This window comes from Riemerella columbina DSM 16469, assembly GCF_000374405.1.
Taxonomy (GTDB): Bacteria; Bacteroidota; Bacteroidia; order Flavobacteriales; family Weeksellaceae; genus Riemerella; species Riemerella columbina.
On record NZ_KB894262.1, the window covers coordinates 104,335 to 126,726 of the forward strand.

The window sequence follows — 22,392 nt, forward strand, 5'->3', positions numbered from 1 at the left end:
ATTAGATAGGTGCGTTCTGCTCAATAATCTGTTGTGATTTTAATTCATCCCAAAAAACATTAGAAATTTTATGATTTTCACAAAGGGAAAGATAGTTGCCTTCTATCTGTTGAGCATTTCTGCATCCCGTCAACACAGCCTCTACAATAGGATGCGCCATTGAAAACTGAAGGGTAGCCGTACGCATATCTACTTGATGTTTCTTGCAAATTTTTTGTAGGCGTGTTCTTTTCTGTTGCATTTCTTTTGGTGCTGGTTCGGGACTGTAATTCCAAGTTTCATTACCTGCCAGATAACCACAATTTATAGGCGAACCTACCACAACCTTTACCCCATGCTTTTCTAAAATTGGGAATGTATCGTTTAAGACTTCTTTATGGTCAAGTAGCGAGTATTGCGTAGCCATTAAGCAAATATCTGGCACCGCTACAGAAAGGCTGTCTAACACCGCTTCAGGGCTATTTACACCAAATCCCCAACCTTTGATGATGCCTTCTTCTTTCATTTTTACAAGCTCTGGAATAGCACCTTTTTGGGCTTGTTCTAAGTATTTAGCATAATCTTCTTTAAGATTACCTTTTGTCAAATCGTGGATATACACAAAATCCACTTGATGAACCCCTAATCGCAAAAGGCTATCTTCGATAGATTTTCTTGTACCCGAAGCAGAATAATCGTAATGAAATACGGCATTCATTTTATTTTTCCAAAGATGTTTGATTTGGTCTTCGGGTGGAATTCCAGGTTTTAGAATTCTTCCCACCTTTGTGGATAATAGATAAGAATCCGCAGATTTGCTATCCAAGAAAACACCCATTCTGCGTTCGCTAATACCATTCCCATAGCGTGGTGAGGTATCGTAATAGCGGATGCCCAATTCCCAAGTTTTTTCTAAAGTTGCCAAGGCATCATCCTCAGAAGTTTTTTTCCAGCAGCCTGCCAATGGCACACCGCCCAATCCTAAAGTTTTTGATTAGTATGATTTATTTCTTCTTTGTTTGTTATATGGGGTGTCTCTGCTTTCATCCAATTGCCCACGCCTGTTAAGGCTACAGAGCCGAGAGCTAGACTTTTAATAAAATCGCTTCTTTTCATTTTTCTTCTTTTTATATTACTGATGAAAATTTTATACCAAGATAAAAAATATTTAAAGGATAAAAGGAATGATTTTTGTTCTACTTAACCTATAAACCATTAAAAATTAAATTATGACATTTGATATTCAAATACAAAACATAGATGTGGTTGACGAAATTAAAAACTATTGGACAAACGACGATTATAAACAACTTTTAGAGCGTTTTGATTTTCCTGATGCGCATACCATTAAACCTGAAAATTTAAAAGAAATGCTCTTTATGGCAATTGGTGATTTTGAACCTAATGAAGCAGCTGAAGTGGTATTGACTTATAAATTGTCTGACCGACTGAACGAAGGGCAAATTGCTCAAATTTCTAACGATATGTTGATTGATAAAGTATGTGAAGAATATCCTGAAATCGATTTGCATTATCCACTTTATGCGATTAATCAATTGCTTTACAAAGCCTATAATGGAAAATTCCCTAGTGCTAAGGCTTTAGTTGTGGATTTCAGTATGATACCAAAAGACCAGTCAGAGCAAGAAGTGACCAAAGAAGTGGTCTTAAAAACATTTAATGATGGTTTAGCAGATAATAACTTGATTAAAAGATTATTTGAAGAACAGATGACCACGGATAAATCTTTTGAAAATGCAGAGTATATTCTTTGGGAACTCAACAACCAAGGCGACCATAAATATCAATTAATTACTTCGGAATATTGGATTAATAAAGAAGATATTTTAAGACCAGAATTTGAAGGGACATGTAAAATTTCTGAAGATAGAGACACTGAAGATGATGCTTAATTCATCTCATCGTTCAATATAATTTTAAAAAACCTTCGCTTATTTTTGGCGAAGGTTTTTTGATTATAAATCTTTTTTTCTAAACTTGATTAAACTAAGTAAAAATGGAATAGCAACCCAAATAATGAGGATAAAAACAGAGGCTAAAATACCATTACCCGTTCCAAAGATTTCTTTAAATATAGCGCCCGAATATCCTAGCATACTGGAAATATCAAGCTCTAGTTGAACAAAAATTCTGGTTAACCCAATAGGACTTAATGCCGATAAAACCACCATTAATTTCTCAATAGGATAGTCCGAAAACTGGAACATCATCATTAATAAAATTCCATCGTAGATAATGTTGAAAAATATCCATATAAAAATGGCAATGCCTATTCCTTTGGCTCTGTCTTTACTAGAAATGGCAGCTAACATTGCTAAGGCTACAAAATCTATGGTGAGGAGCGTACCTCCAATGAGTATGGATAAGCCATATTCTAAGGAAGAATAAATTAAAATCGGTAAACCGCAACCTACTAAGAATGCCAAAACTTGGGAACCGAAAAGTCCAATAAAAATTCCAGTCCAAATGACATTTCTATGAATGGGCTGTGTAGATAATAATTCTATAAACTGGCTACTATTATAAATGTAAATTATTGAAAATAATAGACTTAATAACGGAACTACAAATAGAATGATATTCAATAAATTCAAATTAGCTTTAGCTTGATTTGCCTCTAGTCCCAATACAGACCAAGAAATAATGAAAAGCAAAGCGGTGTATACTAAAATAACTTTATTTTTGAGAATATCGGTAAAAATAAATTGAGCAATTTTAAGCATGTTGAAGTTGTTTTAAAATACTGGTAATGGCTTGAGAGATTTTTTCTTCTTGCGTTTGAGCTTTTAGGGCTTCTACATCTTGGTGGAACATCACTTTCCCGTCTGATAGAAACACTACCTCGTTGATGATATCGTCCAACTCACTTAATAAATGAGAAGTAATGATGATGAGTTTTCCTTTTTTTCTTTCTTTTATGATTTTCTTTTTAAGAATTTCTGATGCCAACGGGTCTAGCCCTGCCGTAGGTTCATCTAGAATGATGATATTGGGATTAAACATAAAGGCAATCACGGCACTTACCTTTTGAATGGTTCCCCCAGAAAGGCTTCCCATTTTTTTCTGATACAAATCTTGGATATGGTATTGCTCGAAAAGTTCCATATCCCGCTCGCCTTTATACGCTCGATTTTTTATAATCATATCCAGCGTTTCTTGTACCGTCATATTTTCAGGATATTTTCCAAACTGAGGCATATAGCCAATATCTTCTCGGTAGAGGTAGTCTTCTGCCACATCTTTTTGGTTGACGAAAATATGCCCTGCATCGATGGTATTGAGTCCTAGAATACTTTTAATTAAAGTCGTTTTACCACAGCCATTCGGTCCGATAAAGGCAATGGATTTGCCTTGTTTGCATTCCATATTAATATCGTGCAATGCGGTAAACTTTCCAAATTTTTTTGTTAAGTGTTGTATAGCAATCATAAGTGTATCAAATTAAATCCTATTGGGTTTCATGGCAGGTTGTTCATCCACAAAAGTGTCGGGAGTAAGGGTGGGCATCAGTTTTTCGGAACGGTTGATAAGTTCCACAAAGAATGTCCCAAACAGTATCATAATCATTGGGGTTTGTTCGGCTAATACGGCATAGAGACTTAGCGGATAAAATGGAATATCGCCTATGCCATCTTTATTCAGGTCGTAGCCTTCGTATTTATCCCAATAGTTGTGTTTAAAAGTGTTGAGAAATACCGTTCCGCTGGTGCTGACATCAAAGATATTATCTATAAAATTATTATTAATCATCTTGTTTTCAATGCAATTGGCATTGATTTTAAAACCCCAACCATTATTTTTAAATTGATTATCATAGAAGTCTACTTTGGAAGAACCATCCATAAAAACTCCCGTAGAATTATTACTAAAGTCATTATGGCTTACGGTACTAAAAGTTAAATCTTTCAATAACAAACCATAGATATTGTCGCCCCAGTTGTCTAAAAATCGGTTGTATTTCATCTGTACATTGCGGCTATACATTACGGCGACTCCCGCTTCATTATTTTTAAAGACATTTCCCGTATACACATTATTATGAGAAAACATAAAGTGAAGTCCGTAGCGTTTATTTTTCTGAGATTTATTTTTGTACACAAAAGTATTATTGGCTTTTTCTAGATAGATGCCGTCTTTATGCCCTTCTATAAAGTTGTTTTTAATCCAAATATCCGAGCTAGACCATACATGGATGCCATCGCCAATCAGTTCTTGGGAAGTTCCTCGATTGGTGGTAATGCGGTTGTTTTGGATTAAACATTGGTAACCCCTCTGAATGGTAATTCCGAAATAATTATTATCAAAAATATTATTTTTAATCGTTGAAAAATGACTATCATAGAGGCGTACAGCACCGATATTCCTTATTTCATCTTTACCAGAATTAATGATTTTAAAGCCTTCTAAAGTAATGTGATTTGCTCTGAGGGAAACAATTTCGTGTTTCATTTCGCCATCTAGAATGGGGCGGTCTATTCCTATCAAAGTAATAGGCTTGTCAAGGTTAATATTGCCTTCTTTGTAATGACCACCATAGACCAAAATGGTATCGCCACTCTGAGCTTTTTTCAGAGCAGCGTGAATGGTCTTAAATGTTTTATGATGTCCTACCGAATATGTTGTTGCTGGGATATTGAGCGCCATTAAAATTCCTATTCCGCATAACCATTGTTTCAATCCAGTCATTTTTAGTTGAGTATTGTTTAAATTGATATTAAAATAGATTGGGATTAATTGATAAGTTCAGCATTAAGTTTTTTAGCCTCGTTGATGGCTTCTTCTTTGTTTTTAAAAGTAGCGATATTCCCATTCATAGGGCTCTTTACTTCCCCGCCAGTTACTTTAGTAGCTTGTTCGATAGGAAATAACTCGTGTGTCAAGAAATCAGGGACATAAAGCTGGGCTTGGTCTGCCTTGTCTTGATTTTCATCTACAAAAGATTCCATACAACTCAGGTCATCAAATTTATAGACTCTTCCTTTAGAGGTAAGGAGTTCGGTGCCATATTTAGGATTTTCAATCATCATTTTGCAATGTGAACATTGGTCTTTTCCAAAATTAATCGGCTCTACTTCTTTTTTGCCACAAGATACTAAGGCTAATGATAGGGCGCTAATGCCTAATACTTTAGAGATAAGATGTTTCATTGTTTTAATGTTTTTTAAATTCGTAAATTGATGTTATAAATAATAAAATACCGACACCAAACATAATCCATCCACCAATGTCTGGATAAGAATAGGCTCCAAAATTAAGCAATTGTTTAAATCCAATAAGTGGGGGTTGGTAGGTCATTCCAGGGACAACTATCGCCGCATTGGGATCTAGGTTGTGTCCATAATCGTATTCCCATAAGTAGAAATCTACCATAAATCCAATTCCAAATAATAAGAAAAGAATACAGAATACATAAATCCCTACTTTTTTTCTATACCACGCCACAAAAAAGGCAATGGCAGAAAACAGTCCAAGTACATAAGGCAATACTTTAAACTCCCAAAAGTCTTCTTGATGGATTTCTTTCATACCGATATAATGGTTTAGCCCATTAATAATTTTGTAATCTCCAGAAATTTTATTGGTATGAAGAAACATAGACAGCCCCTCTGGATATTGTGGTGCTTCTAAATAGATTGCCCATAAGGGTACAAAATGACACACTAATAACCCTAAGCCACAAATGACTAGGATGATGATTGATGTTTTGGATAGTGTACGGTTCATAATATAAAGTGTGATAAAAATATAACGATTCAGAATATTAAATTAATATATCTGAATCGTTATAACATAGTGATTATTTAGATGTTCCTTGTTTTACAGGACTTTGAGCATTATCTGCTTTGTTGTTTAAGCTATATACCAACGGTGTAGAGCTTCCCGCAGGTGATACTCTTACATAGCCTTGCATTTCTTGGTGTAGTGCAGAACAGAAGTCTGTACAATACATTGGCCACATTCCTGCTTTCTTAGGTACCCATTTGAAGGTGCAAGTTTCTCCAGGCATAATGAGTAATTCTGCATTTTCAGCCCCTTTAATAGCGAAGCCGTGCGGTACATCCCAGTCTTGCTCTAGGTTAGTAACATGGAAGTAAACTTCATCTCCAACTTTAATTCCTTCGATATTATCTGGAGCAAAGTGAGAGCGAATACAAGTCATATATACATGGACTTTATTACCTTCTCTTACCACTCTAGATTCAGATTCGCCTTTGGTAGCATAAGGGTGTTTATTTTTACTAATATCGTAAAACTTCACTTGTTTACCCTCTATCATACTGGCAGGTAAGGCCTGTGCATAGTGTGGCTCTCCAAAGGTTGGGAAGTCTAATAACAACTTCATTTTATCGCCACTAATATCATATAACTGTGCAGATTGCGTTAATTCTGGTCCAGTAGGTAAGAATCTATCTTTAGTGATTTTATTATAAGCTACTAGGTATTTACCAAAAGGTTTTTTAGAATCTCCCCCAGGAATCATAAGGTGTCCTACGGAATAATAAGTTGGTTGTCTATCTAAAACTTTTAGCGTTTTGATATCCCATTTTACCACTTCTGAAGACACAAAGAATGAAGTATAAGCGTGTCCTTGACCGTCAAATTCGGTGTGTAATGGACCTAAACCTGGTTTTTGAACTTCTCCGTGTAGAGTAGATTCATATTTTAAGATAGGAACGCCATCGTATTCCCCTGCAAAGTCTTTATTTTCTATTGCTTTTAGCATTTTAGTAAAACTATGCACTGGAACCAAAGCTGCTAATTTACCAGAACCTACAATATATTCTCCTGTTGGGTCTATATCACAGCCGTGTGGCGATTTTGGTGTCGGCATAAAGTAGCATAAGTCTTTTAGCTCTTTGGAAGATAGTACCGTTACCTCTTGCTCCATTTTAGAAGACCCTGTATGGGTTTCTTCATTCCATTTATTGTGGGCATATTGGGTTTTTACTTTTCTACCTTTACCTGCTTTCACATATTCCTCTGCTTTTTTCCAGTTCAGAGCCATGATAAAGTCTTTATCGTTCTGAGAAGCATTTACCTCTAAAAGTGAGTTAGCTTGTTCAGAATTATAGCAAGAAAAGAAGAACCAACCATGGGATTTACCTTTACCAGCGTGTGATAAGTCGAAATTCACCCCTGGTGCTTCTACTTGGAAGGCAAGATTCATATCTCCAGTTTTAGGGTCTACTTTAACAAAAGATATCACCCCTTTGAAGTTTTCTTTAAAAGTATTAATAGGAACATCGCCGTTGGCATCATCAGTCGGTACAGAAAAACGCGTTCCTGCCACTACATATTCCGTATTCTCTGTGATGAATGGTGAAGAGTGGTTCCCTGCAGAGTTTGGTAATTCTAAAATTTCTACTGTTTTGAAGGTATTTAAATCTACCCTTGCAATACGCGGGGTATTGTTGGCATTGGCAAAAATCCAGCGTCCATCTACCTCACCATTGGTTTGAGAAATTTCCAAGTGATGTTGGTCGTCCCAAGGAATAAAGCCATGGGAAGTTTCTAGCATCGGTTTAGTTTCTTCGCTATACCCATAGCCATTTTCTGGATTTACAGAGAAAATAGGCACTACTTTTAACAGTCTACCACTGGGTAAACCATAAACGCCCATTTGTCCGTTGAATCCACCACTTACAAAGTTGTAAAATTCATCATGTTTCCCTGGTGCTACATAAACTTTGTCGGCAGCATCTCCAGAGACCATGCTTTCTGCTCCTTTAGGCTTACAACTGTTTAAGGAATACAAACTCCCTAATAGTAAGGCAACACTTCCTAATGTTTTTATTGTTTTCATCTTTTAAATTATTTTGCTCCGTTAATTTGTCTCATGTATTCTAAAATGCTTCTCGCATCTTTATCGTCAAGACCTTGATTAGGCATTCTTACCATACATACTTCTAGCTGTTTTTGAAGTTCAGGGTCTTTATCAATCATTGGATCTGGGTTAGTAATAAAGTTCATAATCCAATACGGTGTATGTCTATCTGTAATCCCTTTCCAACCTGGACCTACTAATTTTTCATCAGTCATTTTATGGCAAGAGGTACATTTTACTTCTGCAATTTTCTGTCCTTCTGCTGCCATACTTGCATCAAATGAACTTACATCAACATTAGATTCATCAAATTTTCCTAGTCCTTTGTTAGGATCGTAAGAATCATCACTAGCAGTAGCTGTAGTTTCATTAGCCCCCGTTGAAGTTTCTGTTACCGTTACTTCATCATTACCTTGTTTTTGGTCACCACCACAAGATAAAGCAAATAAAGAAACTAAACTCACTAAAATAACTTTTAACTTTTTCATTTTAATTTATTTTTAATTGTATTTTTCTGATACAAAATTAGGCTATATACGTAGATAATATGTATGACTAGGGTCATAATAAACTTATTTTTATTTTGAGAATTTTGCATTAATAAAATGAAAAATTAAGTGTTATGAAAAAACTAATCTTATGTTGTTTAGTCGGAGCATCGTTACTATCGTGCTCTAAAAAAGAAGTAGTAGACCCTGAAAAAGAAAGTAATGTTATGCTAGAAGAACCAAAGGTTACTGAAGAAAGTGTAGGGGAGGAAAAACCAGAAGGTTTAGCCCTTATAGAAGGTGCTGATTGTTTAGGTTGTCATAAAATAGATTCTAAATTGGTAGGACCATCTTATCAAGAAATTGCGGATCGATATACGGAAGCCGACCTAGATCAGCTGGCTAAGAAAATTATAGCGGGAGGTAAAGGCTCTTGGGGCGAAGTTCCTATGACGCCCCATTCTGGAATGAGTGAGGAAACGGCGCAAAAGATGGTAAAATATATTCTCAGTCTTAAACAATAAAAAAAGATTTATGAAAAAAGTCATATGGGGCATCATAATTACTGCTGGGCTTACGTGCGTGGCTTGTAAAGAATCAAAAAGTGAAGTATCAGAAGGTAGCAGCCCTAGAGAAGCACAAGAAAGTCTCGTACAGCCAGAACGGGTCTATACCAATAGTGAAGGTGCGACAATCCATATCGTATATTTTGCTAAAGGCGATGAGGTAGCCGTAAAACTCACCCAAGGTGGTAAGACTTACGAGCTGATTGCTAAAGGCACTAATGAAAAAGGAAACCCAACTTTTACCAACGAAAATTTAATTTGGGAAATGTTGGAAGATGGACAATCTGGAAAACTATCTCAGCCCAACCAAAAACCCATTATCTATAAAGAAGAGCGAAGATAATTACTTCGCTCTTTTTTCTGTTTTTAATCCATAGGCTAATGAGGCTATGGCTCCTGCCAATCCTACCGAAACCCACCAAAGTACTACTGGAGAAGCCCTCCAATAAATTCCAAATAATGATAATATCCCGATTTGTGCTAAAACGGCTTCATTAATTAGGATTAAAATGAGATACAATATAACGCCTATTCTGAAACTTTTCCCTAGTTTGAACTGATCTAAAAGCAAAATGTTTAATATTAAAAAACTACTAACCCCTACCAATAATACAAGGTGCAAATAGGCAATCACAATGGCTCTAAAGCCAAATACCCAATGGCTAATTTGTGGAATGATAGACAGCTGCTGAAGTATTACTTTTAATGAAAATGCCAATACCGCGATTAGGAAAATACTTTTGGCAAGGGTATTCCAAGGTTTAGAATAGATTACCCAATGCTTTTTTGCGATTAGGATAAGCCCAATAACTCCTAATAGTTGCAATATATTACCAATGGCAGACAGTCCGATAATCCAGCCAGAAGTATCCATCCAAATTAGGGATAAACCATAGCATAAAATCGTAGACGAAAAAATCAACCAAAACACATGTTTTGAAGTCGTATTGTTGATAGGGACATTGCATTGCTGGAGCCAATTAAAAAATAAACCAATACAAGATAAGATAAAAAAGCCATTGTACTGGAAATGCAAATAGAAATAAGTGGATGCCAAATACCAGTTTTGGACGATTTGTCCCGTTACTTTCATATAAACCAGCCCAAAAACACCCAATGCAGATAGTCCTGCAAAAGTAAGTCCTCCTAAAAACCACAATTTCGAGGGACTATTAATTTTAGTATAATCTCTACAAAATAAAATCAGCATTGCAATTCCAGCCAACAAAGACACCGCAGAGCATATAATGGAACCCCAATAATACCCACCATATATAAAAGATGCTAACATACCGTAAGCTCCTATCAGGTTAAGAAGGATTAAAGTATAATAGGGTTGGATTTGTTTCGGCGTTAAATCTTTTTTAATGATATGAACCATTAAAACATACAATGCCGTTGTCACCCAACCATAAAATGCAAAATGCGAATGGGCCTCTTGCAAATGCTTTTGATCTAAAAATGGCAGAGAGAAAATAATTTTATACCGCATAATAGCACCAAGAATGGACACAATTAAAAAATTGAATACCGCTATTCTTAGCCCTTGTTTCAACGAAATTTTTATCATAGTTCCTTAGTTTTAATAAAACACTTTACCATTTTTAATTTTTAGCACACCTTTATGTTCCATTTTTTTTATGGTTCTGATGACGGTTTCTATTCTCAAGCCTAGCATCTGAGCCATTTCATTTCGAGTAAGGTTAATTTTCATTTCTTTAGTCTTCCCTTTTTTATAATTTTCAAACAATCCTAGAATTCTATCTTCAGGATTTTGGAACATTACATTTTTAAGTATATTACTTTTGATAATGGCTTTAGTGGCGATTCGTTTAGTAAATTCTATACACCGTTCGGGATGTTCCATTAGGAAATTGATAAAAGTATTGCGTTCTATTTTTATAACACTAGCCTTGTGGGAAGTTACCTTTACACTACCAGGGAAAGGCTTTTCTAGCAATACGGCTGGTTCTCCAAATAGAGAGGCTTCATTGACTTTGTGTTGAAGAAATTCTTTGCCTTCGTCGGTAAAATTATAGACCGCTAACTCGCCATCTTTTAGATAAAAAAAATAGTTGGATATCACCCCTTCATTCACGATGATATCCCCCTTATCATATTCTTTAATTGTAGATTGGGTTTTTTCTAGGAAATAGTCATCTAGGGTAAAATCCATAGTCAGTTATTTTATATTTTTCTTGTGCGAAGATATAACAAGATTTTAATTAAGACAAATATACCTTAATTAAATTATTGAATATCCTTAATAGATGAATTGTAATATTTTAAAAATATAAACCTCTGTAGTTTAATATTTTGTGAATGTAAATAAACTTGAAAATGATTAGTTAAAATAATAAGATGGTAGATGTTTAATTTGTATTAGCTCTAAATAAATTCGATATATTTGTATGGAATTACAGTTTATAAATAAAAAAGTATTGTAGGGATAGCAATCGGATTCAAAACAATAAACTAAATCATGATTTATTAAAATGTAAAGTTATTCATATGAAACAACCATTATCAGAAGAAGAATTACGAGAAATCGAACGGCAATTGCGTTGTCCCGATGGTGATTTTGGCATCAAAATCGCACAGGATATGAATGAATCCAACCATCAAATGACAATGGAATCGGTTCGATTTTTGGAGTTACAAGATGGTGATTCTGTTTTAGAACTTGGTCACGGTGCTTGTGGTCATTTGGAAGCCTTATTGAAAATGGCACAAAACATCGATTATCACGGGTTGGATATTTCAGAAACGATGCACAAAGAGGCGAAAGAAAGTCAGTGTCATTTACCTGCCACTTTCAAATTGTATGATGGAAAAAACATACCTTATGAGGAGGCTACTTTTGATAAGATTTTCACAGTAAACACTATTTATTTTTGGGAAGAGCCTGAGAAACTTCTCAACGAATTGGCTCGGGTACTCAAGCCTAATGGGCATTTGGTAATCGCTTATGCTGAAAAATCTTTTATGAAAACCCTCCCGTTTGTCGCTGATAAATTCCGACTTTACGATTTGGAAGACATCAAAAAATTAGCGCAAAAATCACCCTTAAAAATTAAAGATACTAAAACCCAAACGGAACAAGTGATTAGTAAAGTGGGCGAGTTAGTAGAACGAACTTATACGATGATGAAGTTGAAAAAAGAATAACTTTGGTGGTGTCAAAAAAAACTTATAATTTTATCGTTTAAAATTTGTCACCCATTATGATTCAGCATTTAGAACATATTAAACATAAAGATTCCCACCAATTTTTCCTCATTGCAGGGCCTTGCGCGATAGAAAGCGAGGATATGGCATTACAAATTGCCGAAACGATTGTGAAATTATCAGATAAATACCAGATTCCTTATATATTTAAAGGTAGTTTTAAAAAAGCCAACCGTTCTAGAATAGATTCCTTTACAGGGATTGGGGACGAAAAGGCACTCCATATTTTAAAAAAAGTAGGGGAAACATTTAATATCTCTACCACAACAGATATTCACGAAAATGCCCATGCGGAACTTGCCGCACCTTATGTAGATGTATTACAAATCCCCGCTTTTCTGGTTCGTCAGACGGATTTGTTGGTTGCTGCTGCTAAAACGGGGAAGTGTGTCAGTCTAAAAAAAGGACAATTTCTATCCCCAGAAGCTATGCAGTTTGCCGTTCAGAAAATTAAAGATATGGATAACGATAAAGTTGCCATTATAGAACGAGGAAATTCTTTTGGATATACAGATTTAATCGTAGATTATAGAGGTATCCCAACCATGCAACAGTACGCTCCTGTGATTTTGGATGTCACCCATTCGCTTCAGCAGCCCAATCAAAGTTCGGGGGTAACTGGAGGAAAACCTCAACTGATTGAAACGATTGCCAAAGCGGGAATTGCCGTAGGTACAGATGGCTTATTTATAGAAACGCATCCTAACCCGTCTGTCGCAAAATCTGATGGGGCTAATATGCTACCTTTAGACCAATTGGATAGATTATTAGAGAAATTAACCAGAATTCGCGAAGCTATATTATAACACCAACCAAAACTTTACTACCTTGAAAAAAATTATACTTGCCCTCGCCCTTGTGCCTGCATTATTAACTGCACAGAAAACTAAAACCATTGAAGAAGTGGTGTTTCAAAAACGCACAAAAAAGAAATCTACAGGCCTTACAGAAATGCGTCTTTCGACTAAGGCAGCACAGCAGGTGGCGAGTCTTTCGGGAGGGATTGAAGGCATTATTAAAACCCTACCTTCAGTCAATTCCAATACCGAACTTTCGTCTCAATATATGGTAAGAGGGGGGAATTATGATGAAAATTTAATTTACCTTAATGATATTGAACTCTACCGCCCATTTATGGTGCGTAATGCTCAGCAGGAGGGGATGAGTGTTATTAATCCAGATATGGTGTCTACGATTAGCTTTTCACCTGGTGGTTTCGAGGCAAAGTATGGTGATAAAATGTCGTCGGCACTGAATGTGTATTACCGAGAACCCGAAAAGTTTGAATTATCAGGCGAAGCCAGTTTAATTGATGGAAGACTAACGGTTGGTGGAGCATCTAAAGATAAAAAATTAACAGCAATTGCCTCGGCGAGATATAGAAATACCAATCTAGTCCTTAATACCTTAAAGGAAGATACAGACTTCAATCCACAATATATGGATATGCAGACTTTTGTCAATTATCATATCAATCCTAAGTGGCATTTATCTTTCGTTGGGTTTTTCTCTAAAAATACCTACGAAATGATTCCTAAAGAACGCAAAGTAGAATTTGGGTCGCTACAAAACCCGATGACTCTTACGGTATTCTATGGAGGTAAAGAAAATGATGCCTATCGCAATATGATGGGGACAGCATCTATCCATTTTAAGCCTAATAAACAATGGCGTTTTTCACTCGATAATTTTGCCTATCAAAGTAGAGAAAAAGAATATTATACCATTTCTTCGGCGTATCAGTTGGAAGCCTTCGACCCTGATACGGGCGACCCTGTGACTTCCTATGATATTGCAGGGCAAATAGACCATGCGAGAAATGACTTACTCGTAAAAACTTATGGAACACAATTGAAGGCAAAATACTACCCGAATGTGAATACCGACTACGAAGTAGGTATAAAATACGAACAAGAATCGCTAAAAGACAATACCAACGAGTGGCAACTGGCTGAGGTTCTGGGGTATAGTGTGCCGCGGTTAGAGGTGGCTTTGGGGCAGTTAGACCCTTCAGATTTAAAATTAAGACATCATATTCAAGGGGGTAATGATATTTCACCTTATCGTTTTTCTGCTTATGCTCAGATGTCTAAAAAGTTTTTCATTAATGACCATAAAGCCTTTTTAAATGCTGGGGTGCGCACTCAATATTGGAGTTTTAATAAAGAAACTTTGGTATCGCCGAGGATTCAGTTTGCTATAAAACCCAACTGGGATATGGATATGTTGTTTAAAATCTCTGGGGGAATATATTACCAAGCGCCGTTTTATAAAGAAATTAAAGATTTAACAGGACAATTCAATCCCAATATTAAAGCACAGAAATCCTTACAAGTGATTTTAGGAAATGATTATGAATTTCAATGGTATGACCGTCCTTTTAAATTGACCACAGAGGCTTACTACAAAAAAATGAACCATTTAATCCCTTATTATGTGGATAATGTAAGGGTAAGATACTCAGGTAAAAACAATTCTGAAGGCTATGCCTATGGAGTGGATGCCAGACTATTTGGCGAATTTGTACCTGGGGTAGATTCTTGGATTTCTGCCAGTTATGCTAGAGTATTTGAAAATATTGATAACAAAGGCTATATTCCAAGACCTACGGACCAGCGTTTTAGGTTTTCAATGTTTTACCAAGATTATATGCCAAAATTTCCAAGTATGCGGGTTAATCTTACTTTGGTGTATGCTAATGGTCTGCCTAATGGAGCGTCTTTATTTTCTGACCCATACCAGTACACCAAGAATCTACCATCTTACAAACGCGTAGATATTGGTTTATCCAAAATATTCATCGACCAAAAAGATTATAAAGCCCATAGCAGTTTTTGGCGAAACTTTAAGGAACTGAGTTTAGGAGTTCAAGTCTTTAACGCTTTTAATATTAATAATACGATTGCCAACCAATGGATTAATGATGGGACTACGGGCTATGCCTATCCTGTTCCCGTAAGGCTTACAGGACGATTTTTTAATGTGAAATTAGAGTTTAAACTTTAAAGTTATACGGTAGAGGTGGAGGGATGAGGTTGTTTTAGGTAAAATAATTCCATAGAACCACGATGAGCATAGCAATACCGATGCTGAGATTCAAAGCCGTACTATATAAAAATCCAATTAAGGCACCTTTGGCAGAGTTGAGTGCTTTGCGATGGTTATTGCGGTCATGCAAAAGTTCAGCAACCCAAACTCCTAAAAACATTCCAATTAAAAACCCTAAAGGAATGGGAATAAAGAATAACCCTAAAATCGCGCCCATCACAGCCCCAATGCTTCCCCATTTTGTACCACCATATTTTCGGTTGAGTCGGGCAGGGACTATATAATCCAAAAGCATAGACAATACCGTTACGATTCCAAAAATATAGAGGTATACCATGGGCAATGGTGCACCTGCTCCAAACTTATAGAGCGAAAGTCCTCCGAAACATAAAATCAGTCCAGGCAGTACAGGCAAGAATGTACCAAGGATTCCCACGAGGATTAGAATGATACTTGCACCTACTAAAATTGTTTGTGTATCCATAAAACCTTAAAATTTGGTTAAATTTACATAATTATTTACTTCTTATAGCCTTATTTATTACTTTTGTCGCTATGAATGACGAACTAAAAGATACCAAAGATTTCTTACAGCAAATAAGCGACCAATTACACTTTTGGGTCAGAAAACAGTTGCCAGACGATTGGATTTTATTAGGGCAGATTCTGATAAAAGCTTTGTTGTTGCTTTTAATTGTGCTTGCGATAGATATTATTTTTAAATATACATTTAAGTTTTTATTTTATTTGTTTAAAAAACACGATCAAAAACCAATCATCAAAGCATTATATAATAGTAAAATTGCCAATTCCATTGCCCATTTCTTTGCGATTGGTATTGCTCGGGAAATGATTTATTCTATTTTTTATAGACATCCCAAAAGTTATGGACTGCTAGAAACCTTGTTTGCTTTGGTATTTGTGGTGCTTTTAGCGGTATTGTATGTACGATTACTAAAAGCCTTAGAACGCTATTATATCTATAAAAAGGATTCTTACCGTATTACCACAATTCGAGCGATTACCCAATCGCTGAAAATTATCGGTTATCTTATGTTTGGATTTATTGGGATTTCCATTATGTTTGATATCAATTCCAGCACCATTATCGGAAGTTTGGGGGCGATGACGGCTGTTATTATGCTCGTCTTTAGAGATACCATTTTAGGTTTCGTCACGGGAATCCATGTTTCTACTTCTAAAAATATGAAGGTAGGAGACTGGATTGGGATTCCTAAATATCAGATTGAAGGAACGATTGAGGATATTAATCTATTGACCACTAAGATTTTAAATTTCGATAAAACCATTTCTACCATTCCGACTTACGACTTGCTTTCTACCGAGATAAAAAATATGCAGGTAATGTCCGAAACCAATACCAGAAGGATTAAGCGTGTGATTTATTTTAATATTAAGTCCTTCAAATTTTTGACTAAGGAAGAAATAGAGTTATTTTCGCAAGTAGATTTGCTTGAAACCTATATCAAAGAAAAAAAATTAGAAATTAAAGCATCTAATGATGAAAATAACCCGCTCAACCAGAAACAACTAACTAATATCGGGACTTTCAGAGTATATGCGTTCAATTATTTGTTGAATCATCCGAAAATAGACCAAGAAAGCCATTTGATGGTAAGGCAGTTAGAAAGTTCACCTCAAGGGTTACCTTTAGAAATCTATTGTTTTACGAATGATTCCAAATGGGAGCATTATGAGGGAATTCAAGCCGATATTTTTGACCATTTACTTGTAGCGGCACAAAAATTTGATTTAGAAGTGATGCAAGTAAGTTTTAAAGTTTAATCTAATTTTAATCACTATTTAATATAACACCATGACGAAACTAAGCGTTAATATCAATAAAATTGCCACTCTAAGAAATGCCCGCGGTGGCGATGTTCCAAGTGTCACCCAAGTGGCGATAGATGCTCAAAAATTTGGAGCAGAAGGAATTACCATACATCCGCGTCCAGACGAAAGACATATCACCAGAAAGGATGTCTATGATTTAAAACCTTTGGTAACAACGGAATTTAATATTGAAGGCAATCCTCATCGCCCATTTATCGATATGGTGCTAGAAGTAAAGCCAGAGCAAGTGACTTTGGTACCCGATGCCGATGATGCGATTACTTCTAATGCGGGCTGGAACTGTAAAACCCATTTGGAATTTTTAAAACCTATCATTGCCGAATTTAAATCGGCGGGGATTAGAACTTCTATATTTTTAGACCCTAACCCAGGAATGGTGGCTTATGCTGCTGAAACGGGAACCGACCGTATAGAACTCTATACCGAAGCCTACGCTAAAGGTTACGATACGAATAAAGAACAAGCCATAGAATCTTATATTAAAACCGCAGAAGAAGCTCTAAAACATGGTTTAGACATCAATGCAGGACATGATTTAAGTCTTGATAATTTAAAATATTTTGCCGAACAAATCCCAGGACTTTTAGAAGTATCTATCGGGCATGCTCTCATTTCGGAAGCACTTTACCTTGGTTTAGAAAATACAATACAAGCCTACCGCAAACGATTGGCACAATGGTAAACACAATGACAATGGATACAATTTTACACTCAAAAATATATAACAAAGACTCTAAGGAAACACCACTACTTGTATTTCATGGTTTATTTGGAATGCTGGATAACTGGGGTAGTTTTGGTAGAGAATTTGGTGAATTAATGCCAATTCATTTGATTGATTTAAGAAATCATGGGAAAAGTTTTCATAGCGATGCCATGTCGCACGACGATTTAGCCGATGATATCTTGCACTATATGCAACACTACAATCTTGAAAAAGTACATCTACTCGGGCATTCTTTGGGAGGTAAAGCAGTGATGCAGTGTGCCATAAAATATCCCGAATTGGTAGAGAAATTAATCGTTGTGGATATTTCGCCTAAATCTTATCCACCACATCATCAGGGAATTATCAAAGCCTTACAAAGTGTAGATTTTAGCCAAGTGACTTCTAGAGGCGAGGTAGAAACAATTTTGAGCAATTACATTCATGAAAAACCAGTTATCCAGTTTTTAATGAAAAATCTCTATTGGACAGAGGATAGAGCCCTCAATTGGCGATTTAATCTAAAGACACTCGCTGAAAAATACGCTGAGTTTGTAAGCAATGCAATAAAATTTGGTACTTTTGAGGGGGAAACTTTATTTATTTCTGGCGAAAAATCTAATTATATTCTGCCTCAAGATGAGTTTCTTATCAAGCAACAATTTCCTCATTCTAAAATTGTTACCATATCGAAAGCTGGACATTGGGTACAAGCCGAAAATCCTAAAGAGTTTGCAGAAGTGGTTAAAACATTTCTACTATAATAACCATAAATGTGTTAGTTAGACGCTTATTATTAGTTTAAAATTATTATTTTTACTGGGTGCATATTACAAAAGACAGTTTAGAAGAATTAGAATTTCCGCAGTTACTTTCGGAAATTTCGCCTTATGCGTATTCGGCAAAAATTTCGGAACGCCTATTATCATTAAAGCCTTTACCACATGACAAAGCCACAATAGCCCTCAAAAAAACATCGGAATATTTAACCAGCTTTGAGAGTGAAAATGCCATTCCTTTTAACGAGTACGAGGATATAGATCTAGAACTAAAATTGCTGACCATTGAAAATTATCGACTGGATAATCATTCGTTTATAAAAATTAAGAAATTAACGGAACAGATTGGTCAACTTCAAAAGTTTTTCCCACAGCACGAAGAGATTTTTCCAGAGCTACTCAATACCATAAAAGACATCGACTTCCGTAAGGAAATTATTGACAAGATTGACAAAGTCTTCAACCGATTTGCAGAAGTAAAATCCGATGCTTCACCTGTATTAAAGGAATTAAGAACCGAAATTCAACACGCTAGAAAAGCCATTGACGAAAATTTCAACAGAGCGTTATCGGCAAATGCGGATTTTTTAGAAGATATTCGGGAAACCATTATTGATGACCAAAGGGTACTCGCAGTGAAATCGGGGTTCAAAAAACGAGTGCAAGGACGGACTTTAGGCATTTCTAAAACGGGTTCTATTACTTATATTCAGCCAGAATCGGTGGTGAAACATTATTTTAAACTAAAAGAAAATACCGAACAAGAGAAAAAAGAAATTGATAAAATTTTACGCCAACTTACCGCAGAAATTGCGACTTTTAGAACAGAATTAAAGTCTTATCAATCTTGTATTTTCGATTTTGATATCACCAGAGCCAAAGCGCTGTTTGCAGAAAAAATCAATGGGATTCTACCTAAAATTAATAATCATCCTACTTTAAGACTTCGCAAGGCTTACCATCCTTTGCTTTGGCTACGAAATAAAGCACAAGGTAAAGACATCCATCCGCAAACTTTAACCTTTACGGAACATAACCGCATCATTTGTATTTCTGGTCCGAACGCAGGGGGGAAATCTATTACCCTTAAAACGGTAGGCTTACTTCAGTTGATGTTGCAGTCGGGAATTTTAGTCCCCGTACATCCAAAGTCCGAAATGTTTTTCTTTGAGCGTATTATGACGGATATTGGGGATAATCAATCCATTGAAAATCATCTGTCTACTTATTCATCAAGGCTAAAGAAAATGGCACACATCATCCGTAAAGCCAATCCACAAACCTTATTATTGATTGATGAGTTTGGGACGGGTTCAGACCCAGAATTGGGTGGGGCTTTGGCGGAAAGTTTCTTAGAATATTTCTACGACAAAAAATCCTTTGCCATTATCACTACGCATTATACCAACATTAAATTGGTAGTAGAGCAGTTGCCTAACGCTCAAAATGCAGCCATGCTTTTTGATGAGCATACTTTAGAACCTTTGTATAAGTTGGAAGTGGGCCAGGCGGGAAGTTCGTTTACTTTTGAAGTGGCTGAAAAAAATAAAATTCCAGCGTTTATCATCCGTTCAGCAAAGAAAAAAGTAGAAAAAGATGTGGTGAATTTGGATAAGACGATTGTAAAACTTCAGCAGGAAAAATTTGAGGTTGAAAAACTAAAGTCTAACCTGAGCGAACAAAAGGAATCGGTAGAGGGCAAACGCGAGAACCTACAAAAGTTGAATGAACAATTAGAGCAAAAACTGTTTAACTTTCAAAAATTATACGAGGAAGAACACCGCAAACTACAATTTGGCAATAAAATTGAAAATTTTGTAAAGGCGTATGTTAATGGTAGAGCCAGAAAGGAATTGGTAAGAGATTTTGTGAAAATTCTAGAACAAGAAAAATACCGAAAACTAGAAACCAACAAAGACGAATCCAAACGCCTAAAAGTGATTAAAAGAAAGGTAGACCAGCAACTGAAACGCAAGGAAGTAAAAGAAAAAATTGCAGAAACCAACGAGAAACTAGAGGAAAAACGCCAAAAAGAACGCGCCGTATGGCTTAGAGAAGGTCAGCGTGTCCGCATCAAAGGCAGTACCAGTGTGGGAACCATTGAAAGCATTTCTAAAAATAAAGTGACGGTTAATTATGGTGTTTTTAAAACTCAAATTAGTGCAGACGAACTGGAGCGAGTTTAGATAAACAATATTTTAATGAAAATAATGAAATCTCTAAATATCATTTTTGTATTATTCTTCGTTTATGGAGGAGCACAAGATTATAATAACGATTCTTTGCGTGGCGATTTTACCTATTTATTAACTTCAAAGCCAAATAATCTATATCCAGAAAATATTTATCAAGAGTTATTTTCACTTCAAGTTAGTGATAAGCGTTCCTATTTTATTAGTGAAAATTTATTAAAATACGATTCTATTTTTTTTAAAGAAATCACCGCCGCTATAAAAAGTGGCGCTAAATCTATTAACTTTAGTGGTAAAGCTTTTCCTAAAACAAATTCTAAATTTTTAATCGTACAAGAAAATGACTAAACCATTTTTTATGGAAGTGTAGGCTCGTCTTTGCTATCTTATCATGATTCTAAAATCAATAATTGGAAATTAATTGACGAAACTAAAACGATAAATTCCTTTGTATGTAATAAAGCAGAAGTTCATTTTAGAGGAAGAGATTGGGTAGCTTGGTATTCAACAGAAATACCCTTTCCTTATGGACCATATAAGTTTGGTGGTCTTCCTGGTTTGATTATTAAGATTACAGATACAAAAGGGGATTACGATTTTAAATTAGTAAAATCAGTAGCGAATAAAGATTTGAAAGGTAAAACGATTACCGTAGATCCAAAACGATATAAAAATTCTACGCTAGTTACACAACAAGAGTTACTGACTGCAAAAGATAATTTTAGAAAAAATCTATTAAATTCTATGCAGAAAGACGGGGTGATTCTATCACAAGAGCAGATGGATAATTTTAGAAAAAAACAAAAATTAAATGAACAAGAAAAAAAAGGTTATAATCCGATAGAATTAGAAGAGTAGCAATATCATTTAATTTCTAATCAGTGCCGATGAACTGGAGCGGGTGTAATTCCCTTATTTTGAATAGATAAAAATTTTGTTGAAAGTTAAATAAAAAATCACTATATTAGCCCCATTAATACATTAAAATTTTAACAATGACAAAGAATTTATTCAACTTATTTTTAGCAGTAAGTTTAGGCGCATTAACTTTAACCTCTTGTGGGAAAGATAAGCCATTAACCAGTGAAAGCCAAGAAGTAACCACTACCGCAGATGGTAGCGCTTACAAAGTAGATACAGAAACTAGTAAAATCGAGTGGAAAGGTTATAAACTATTTAAATCTGAAAGCTCTAGCCACTTTGGTGATATCAAATTTGAAAGCGGGGAATTAACGGTAAAAGACGGTCAGTTAGAAAGCGGAAAATTCGTAGCCGATATGAATTCTCTTGCTAATAGAGACATTACCGACGATGCCGAAAGAGCGGCGAAATTAGACGGACACTTGAAAAACGAAGATTTCTTTGAAGTAGAGAAATTCCCAACCGCATCTTACGAAATCACTAAGGTAACACCTCAAGCTGAAGGGGATTACAACACGCTTTTAGATGGTAATTTAACCATTAAAGGGATTACAAAACCAGTACAATTTAAAGCTAATGTAACGGTGGCAGATGGTAAAGCGACTATCAAAACAGAACCTACCGACATCAACAGAGAAGAGTTTGGTGTAACTTTCCAAGCTCCAGTTCAGAATGGTGTAATTAAAAATGAAGTCACTTTACAAGTGAGCGTAGATGCTTCTGAAGTAAAATAATTTCAAATATTATAATAATGAGAAAGCACG

The 22,392-nt window shown here is 35.6% G+C and carries 25 protein-coding genes; 13 read left to right on the forward strand and 12 right to left on the reverse strand.

Going from position 1 to position 22,392, the window contains the following annotated elements; all coding sequences use genetic code 11:
* Window position 1 precedes the first annotated feature (1 nt).
* Both C237_RS13320 and C237_RS15115 read right to left on the reverse strand, forming a co-directional pair.
* Window positions 2-949 (reverse strand): aldo/keto reductase, encoded by a 948-nt coding sequence (locus tag C237_RS13320; protein ID WP_245539723.1) that lies wholly within the window; start codon window positions 947-949, stop codon window positions 2-4.
* An 11-nt stretch (window positions 950-960) separates the two neighbouring features.
* Complete coding sequence (locus C237_RS15115) at window positions 961-1,095, reverse strand: hypothetical protein (RefSeq protein WP_018676367.1); 135 nt, start codon at window positions 1,093-1,095, stop codon at window positions 961-963.
* A 113-nt stretch (window positions 1,096-1,208) separates the two neighbouring features.
* Between C237_RS15115 and C237_RS0110075 the strand changes: the two genes are divergently transcribed.
* Window positions 1,209-1,892, forward strand: a complete 684-nt coding sequence (locus C237_RS0110075; protein ID WP_018676368.1) for a hypothetical protein — start codon at window positions 1,209-1,211, stop codon at window positions 1,890-1,892.
* A gap of 63 nt (window positions 1,893-1,955) precedes the next feature.
* On the opposite strand, the gene C237_RS0110080 is transcribed toward C237_RS0110075, so the two are convergent.
* From C237_RS0110080 to C237_RS0110110, 7 genes are all read right to left on the reverse strand, one after another.
* Window positions 1,956-2,723, reverse strand: coding sequence for an ABC transporter permease subunit (locus tag C237_RS0110080; RefSeq protein ID WP_018676369.1), 768 nt, complete (start codon window positions 2,721-2,723; stop codon window positions 1,956-1,958).
* The gene (locus C237_RS0110085; RefSeq protein WP_018676370.1) at window positions 2,716-3,429 is read right to left on the reverse strand and encodes an ABC transporter ATP-binding protein; all 714 of its coding nucleotides are present in this window, start codon (window positions 3,427-3,429) and stop codon (window positions 2,716-2,718) included. The genes C237_RS0110080 and C237_RS0110085 overlap by 8 nt, the downstream gene beginning before the upstream one ends.
* Before the next feature lie 12 nt (window positions 3,430-3,441).
* A complete protein-coding gene (locus C237_RS0110090) occupies window positions 3,442-4,686 on the reverse strand; it encodes a nitrous oxide reductase family maturation protein NosD (protein ID WP_018676371.1) in 1,245 nt (414 codons plus the stop codon).
* A gap of 44 nt (window positions 4,687-4,730) precedes the next feature.
* Window positions 4,731-5,147 carry a nitrous oxide reductase accessory protein NosL gene (locus C237_RS0110095; RefSeq protein WP_018676372.1) on the reverse strand — a complete coding sequence of 139 codons (417 nt, stop codon included), beginning with the start codon at window positions 5,145-5,147 and terminating at the stop codon, window positions 4,731-4,733.
* 4 nt (window positions 5,148-5,151) lie between these two features.
* Window positions 5,152-5,724 (reverse strand): hypothetical protein, encoded by a 573-nt coding sequence (locus C237_RS0110100; RefSeq protein WP_018676373.1) that lies wholly within the window; start codon window positions 5,722-5,724, stop codon window positions 5,152-5,154.
* A 73-nt stretch (window positions 5,725-5,797) separates the two neighbouring features.
* On the reverse strand, window positions 5,798-7,804 hold the full coding sequence (gene nosZ, locus C237_RS0110105; RefSeq protein WP_018676374.1) for a Sec-dependent nitrous-oxide reductase: 2,007 nt from the start codon (window positions 7,802-7,804) through the stop codon (window positions 5,798-5,800).
* A gap of 8 nt (window positions 7,805-7,812) precedes the next feature.
* Entirely contained in the window at window positions 7,813-8,313 is a 501-nt protein-coding gene (locus tag C237_RS0110110; RefSeq protein WP_018676375.1) for a c-type cytochrome, read from the reverse strand.
* 134 nt (window positions 8,314-8,447) lie between these two features.
* On the opposite strand from C237_RS0110110, the gene C237_RS0110115 reads away from it, so the two are divergent.
* Window positions 8,448-8,837, forward strand: coding sequence for a c-type cytochrome (locus C237_RS0110115; protein WP_018676376.1), 390 nt, complete (start codon window positions 8,448-8,450; stop codon window positions 8,835-8,837).
* Window positions 8,838-8,847: 10 nt separating this feature from the next.
* Window positions 8,848-9,222 (forward strand): hypothetical protein, encoded by a 375-nt coding sequence (locus tag C237_RS0110120; RefSeq protein ID WP_018676377.1) that lies wholly within the window; start codon window positions 8,848-8,850, stop codon window positions 9,220-9,222.
* Here the strand turns inward: C237_RS0110120 and C237_RS0110125 are convergent, their stop codons facing one another.
* Together C237_RS0110125 and C237_RS13705 are read right to left on the reverse strand one after the other, a co-directional pair.
* Window positions 9,223-10,449 (reverse strand): hypothetical protein, encoded by a 1,227-nt coding sequence (locus C237_RS0110125; RefSeq protein WP_018676378.1) that lies wholly within the window; start codon window positions 10,447-10,449, stop codon window positions 9,223-9,225.
* Between the two features lie 12 nt (window positions 10,450-10,461).
* Entirely contained in the window at window positions 10,462-11,055 is a 594-nt protein-coding gene (locus C237_RS13705; RefSeq protein WP_018676379.1) for a Crp/Fnr family transcriptional regulator, read from the reverse strand.
* 335 nt (window positions 11,056-11,390) lie between these two features.
* On the opposite strand from C237_RS13705, the gene C237_RS0110135 reads away from it, so the two are divergent.
* Genes C237_RS0110135 through C237_RS0110145 form a run of 3 tightly spaced genes read left to right on the forward strand, consistent with a single transcriptional unit; the run spans window position 11,391 to window position 15,113 of the window.
* Window positions 11,391-12,047, forward strand: coding sequence for a class I SAM-dependent methyltransferase (locus C237_RS0110135; RefSeq protein ID WP_018676380.1), 657 nt, complete (start codon window positions 11,391-11,393; stop codon window positions 12,045-12,047).
* Window positions 12,048-12,103: 56 nt separating this feature from the next.
* Window positions 12,104-12,913 carry a 3-deoxy-8-phosphooctulonate synthase gene (gene kdsA / locus C237_RS0110140; protein WP_018676381.1) on the forward strand — a complete coding sequence of 270 codons (810 nt, stop codon included), beginning with the start codon at window positions 12,104-12,106 and terminating at the stop codon, window positions 12,911-12,913.
* Between the two features lie 22 nt (window positions 12,914-12,935).
* Entirely contained in the window at window positions 12,936-15,113 is a 2,178-nt protein-coding gene (locus C237_RS0110145; RefSeq protein WP_018676382.1) for a TonB-dependent receptor plug domain-containing protein, read from the forward strand.
* Between the two features lie 34 nt (window positions 15,114-15,147).
* Here the strand turns inward: C237_RS0110145 and C237_RS0110150 are convergent, their stop codons facing one another.
* Window positions 15,148-15,639, reverse strand: a complete 492-nt coding sequence (locus C237_RS0110150; protein ID WP_018676383.1) for a DUF456 domain-containing protein — start codon at window positions 15,637-15,639, stop codon at window positions 15,148-15,150.
* A 71-nt stretch (window positions 15,640-15,710) separates the two neighbouring features.
* Here C237_RS0110150 and C237_RS0110155 point away from each other — a divergent pair, with 71 nt between their 5' ends.
* The 7 genes from C237_RS0110155 (at window position 15,711) to C237_RS0110180 (ending at window position 22,362) form a co-directional block, all read left to right on the forward strand.
* Window positions 15,711-16,961, forward strand: coding sequence for a mechanosensitive ion channel family protein (locus C237_RS0110155; RefSeq protein WP_018676384.1), 1,251 nt, complete (start codon window positions 15,711-15,713; stop codon window positions 16,959-16,961).
* A gap of 31 nt (window positions 16,962-16,992) precedes the next feature.
* Window positions 16,993-17,712 carry a pyridoxine 5'-phosphate synthase gene (locus tag C237_RS0110160; RefSeq protein ID WP_018676385.1) on the forward strand — a complete coding sequence of 240 codons (720 nt, stop codon included), beginning with the start codon at window positions 16,993-16,995 and terminating at the stop codon, window positions 17,710-17,712.
* Between the two features lie 11 nt (window positions 17,713-17,723).
* Entirely contained in the window at window positions 17,724-18,500 is a 777-nt protein-coding gene (locus C237_RS0110165) for an alpha/beta fold hydrolase (RefSeq protein ID WP_018676386.1), read from the forward strand.
* A 59-nt stretch (window positions 18,501-18,559) separates the two neighbouring features.
* Window positions 18,560-20,701 carry an endonuclease MutS2 gene (locus C237_RS0110170; RefSeq protein ID WP_018676387.1) on the forward strand — a complete coding sequence of 714 codons (2,142 nt, stop codon included), beginning with the start codon at window positions 18,560-18,562 and terminating at the stop codon, window positions 20,699-20,701.
* Window positions 20,702-20,716: 15 nt separating this feature from the next.
* Window positions 20,717-21,055 (forward strand): hypothetical protein, encoded by a 339-nt coding sequence (locus C237_RS15040; RefSeq protein WP_245539722.1) that lies wholly within the window; start codon window positions 20,717-20,719, stop codon window positions 21,053-21,055.
* Between the two features lie 3 nt (window positions 21,056-21,058).
* Complete coding sequence (locus tag C237_RS15045; protein ID WP_281166433.1) at window positions 21,059-21,565, forward strand: GLPGLI family protein; 507 nt, start codon at window positions 21,059-21,061, stop codon at window positions 21,563-21,565.
* Between the two features lie 137 nt (window positions 21,566-21,702).
* Window positions 21,703-22,362 carry a YceI family protein gene (locus C237_RS0110180; RefSeq protein ID WP_018676390.1) on the forward strand — a complete coding sequence of 220 codons (660 nt, stop codon included), beginning with the start codon at window positions 21,703-21,705 and terminating at the stop codon, window positions 22,360-22,362.
* The last annotated feature ends 30 nt before the right edge of the window (window positions 22,363-22,392 follow it).

Coding starts and splice junctions, on each gene's coding strand:
- C237_RS15115 (WP_018676367.1), bottom strand. CDS start 1,095: ATGAAAAGAAGCGATTTTATTAAAAGTCTAGCTCTCGGCTCTGTAGCC.
- C237_RS0110075 (WP_018676368.1), top strand. CDS start 1,209: ATGACATTTGATATTCAAATACAAAACATAGATGTGGTTGACGAAATT.
- C237_RS0110080 (WP_018676369.1), bottom strand. CDS start 2,723: ATGCTTAAAATTGCTCAATTTATTTTTACCGATATTCTCAAAAATAAA.
- C237_RS0110085 (WP_018676370.1), bottom strand. CDS start 3,429: ATGATTGCTATACAACACTTAACAAAAAAATTTGGAAAGTTTACCGCA.
- C237_RS0110090 (WP_018676371.1), bottom strand. CDS start 4,686: ATGACTGGATTGAAACAATGGTTATGCGGAATAGGAATTTTAATGGCG.
- C237_RS0110095 (WP_018676372.1), bottom strand. CDS start 5,147: ATGAAACATCTTATCTCTAAAGTATTAGGCATTAGCGCCCTATCATTA.
- C237_RS0110100 (WP_018676373.1), bottom strand. CDS start 5,724: ATGAACCGTACACTATCCAAAACATCAATCATCATCCTAGTCATTTGT.
- nosZ (WP_018676374.1), bottom strand. CDS start 7,804: ATGAAAACAATAAAAACATTAGGAAGTGTTGCCTTACTATTAGGGAGT.
- C237_RS0110110 (WP_018676375.1), bottom strand. CDS start 8,313: ATGAAAAAGTTAAAAGTTATTTTAGTGAGTTTAGTTTCTTTATTTGCT.
- C237_RS0110115 (WP_018676376.1), top strand. CDS start 8,448: ATGAAAAAACTAATCTTATGTTGTTTAGTCGGAGCATCGTTACTATCG.
- C237_RS0110120 (WP_018676377.1), top strand. CDS start 8,848: ATGAAAAAAGTCATATGGGGCATCATAATTACTGCTGGGCTTACGTGC.
- C237_RS0110125 (WP_018676378.1), bottom strand. CDS start 10,449: ATGATAAAAATTTCGTTGAAACAAGGGCTAAGAATAGCGGTATTCAAT.
- C237_RS13705 (WP_018676379.1), bottom strand. CDS start 11,055: ATGGATTTTACCCTAGATGACTATTTCCTAGAAAAAACCCAATCTACA.
- C237_RS0110135 (WP_018676380.1), top strand. CDS start 11,391: ATGAAACAACCATTATCAGAAGAAGAATTACGAGAAATCGAACGGCAA.
- kdsA (WP_018676381.1), top strand. CDS start 12,104: ATGATTCAGCATTTAGAACATATTAAACATAAAGATTCCCACCAATTT.
- C237_RS0110150 (WP_018676383.1), bottom strand. CDS start 15,639: ATGGATACACAAACAATTTTAGTAGGTGCAAGTATCATTCTAATCCTC.
- C237_RS0110155 (WP_018676384.1), top strand. CDS start 15,711: ATGAATGACGAACTAAAAGATACCAAAGATTTCTTACAGCAAATAAGC.
- C237_RS0110160 (WP_018676385.1), top strand. CDS start 16,993: ATGACGAAACTAAGCGTTAATATCAATAAAATTGCCACTCTAAGAAAT.
- C237_RS0110165 (WP_018676386.1), top strand. CDS start 17,724: ATGGATACAATTTTACACTCAAAAATATATAACAAAGACTCTAAGGAA.
- C237_RS15040 (WP_245539722.1), top strand. CDS start 20,717: ATGAAAATAATGAAATCTCTAAATATCATTTTTGTATTATTCTTCGTT.
- C237_RS0110180 (WP_018676390.1), top strand. CDS start 21,703: ATGACAAAGAATTTATTCAACTTATTTTTAGCAGTAAGTTTAGGCGCA.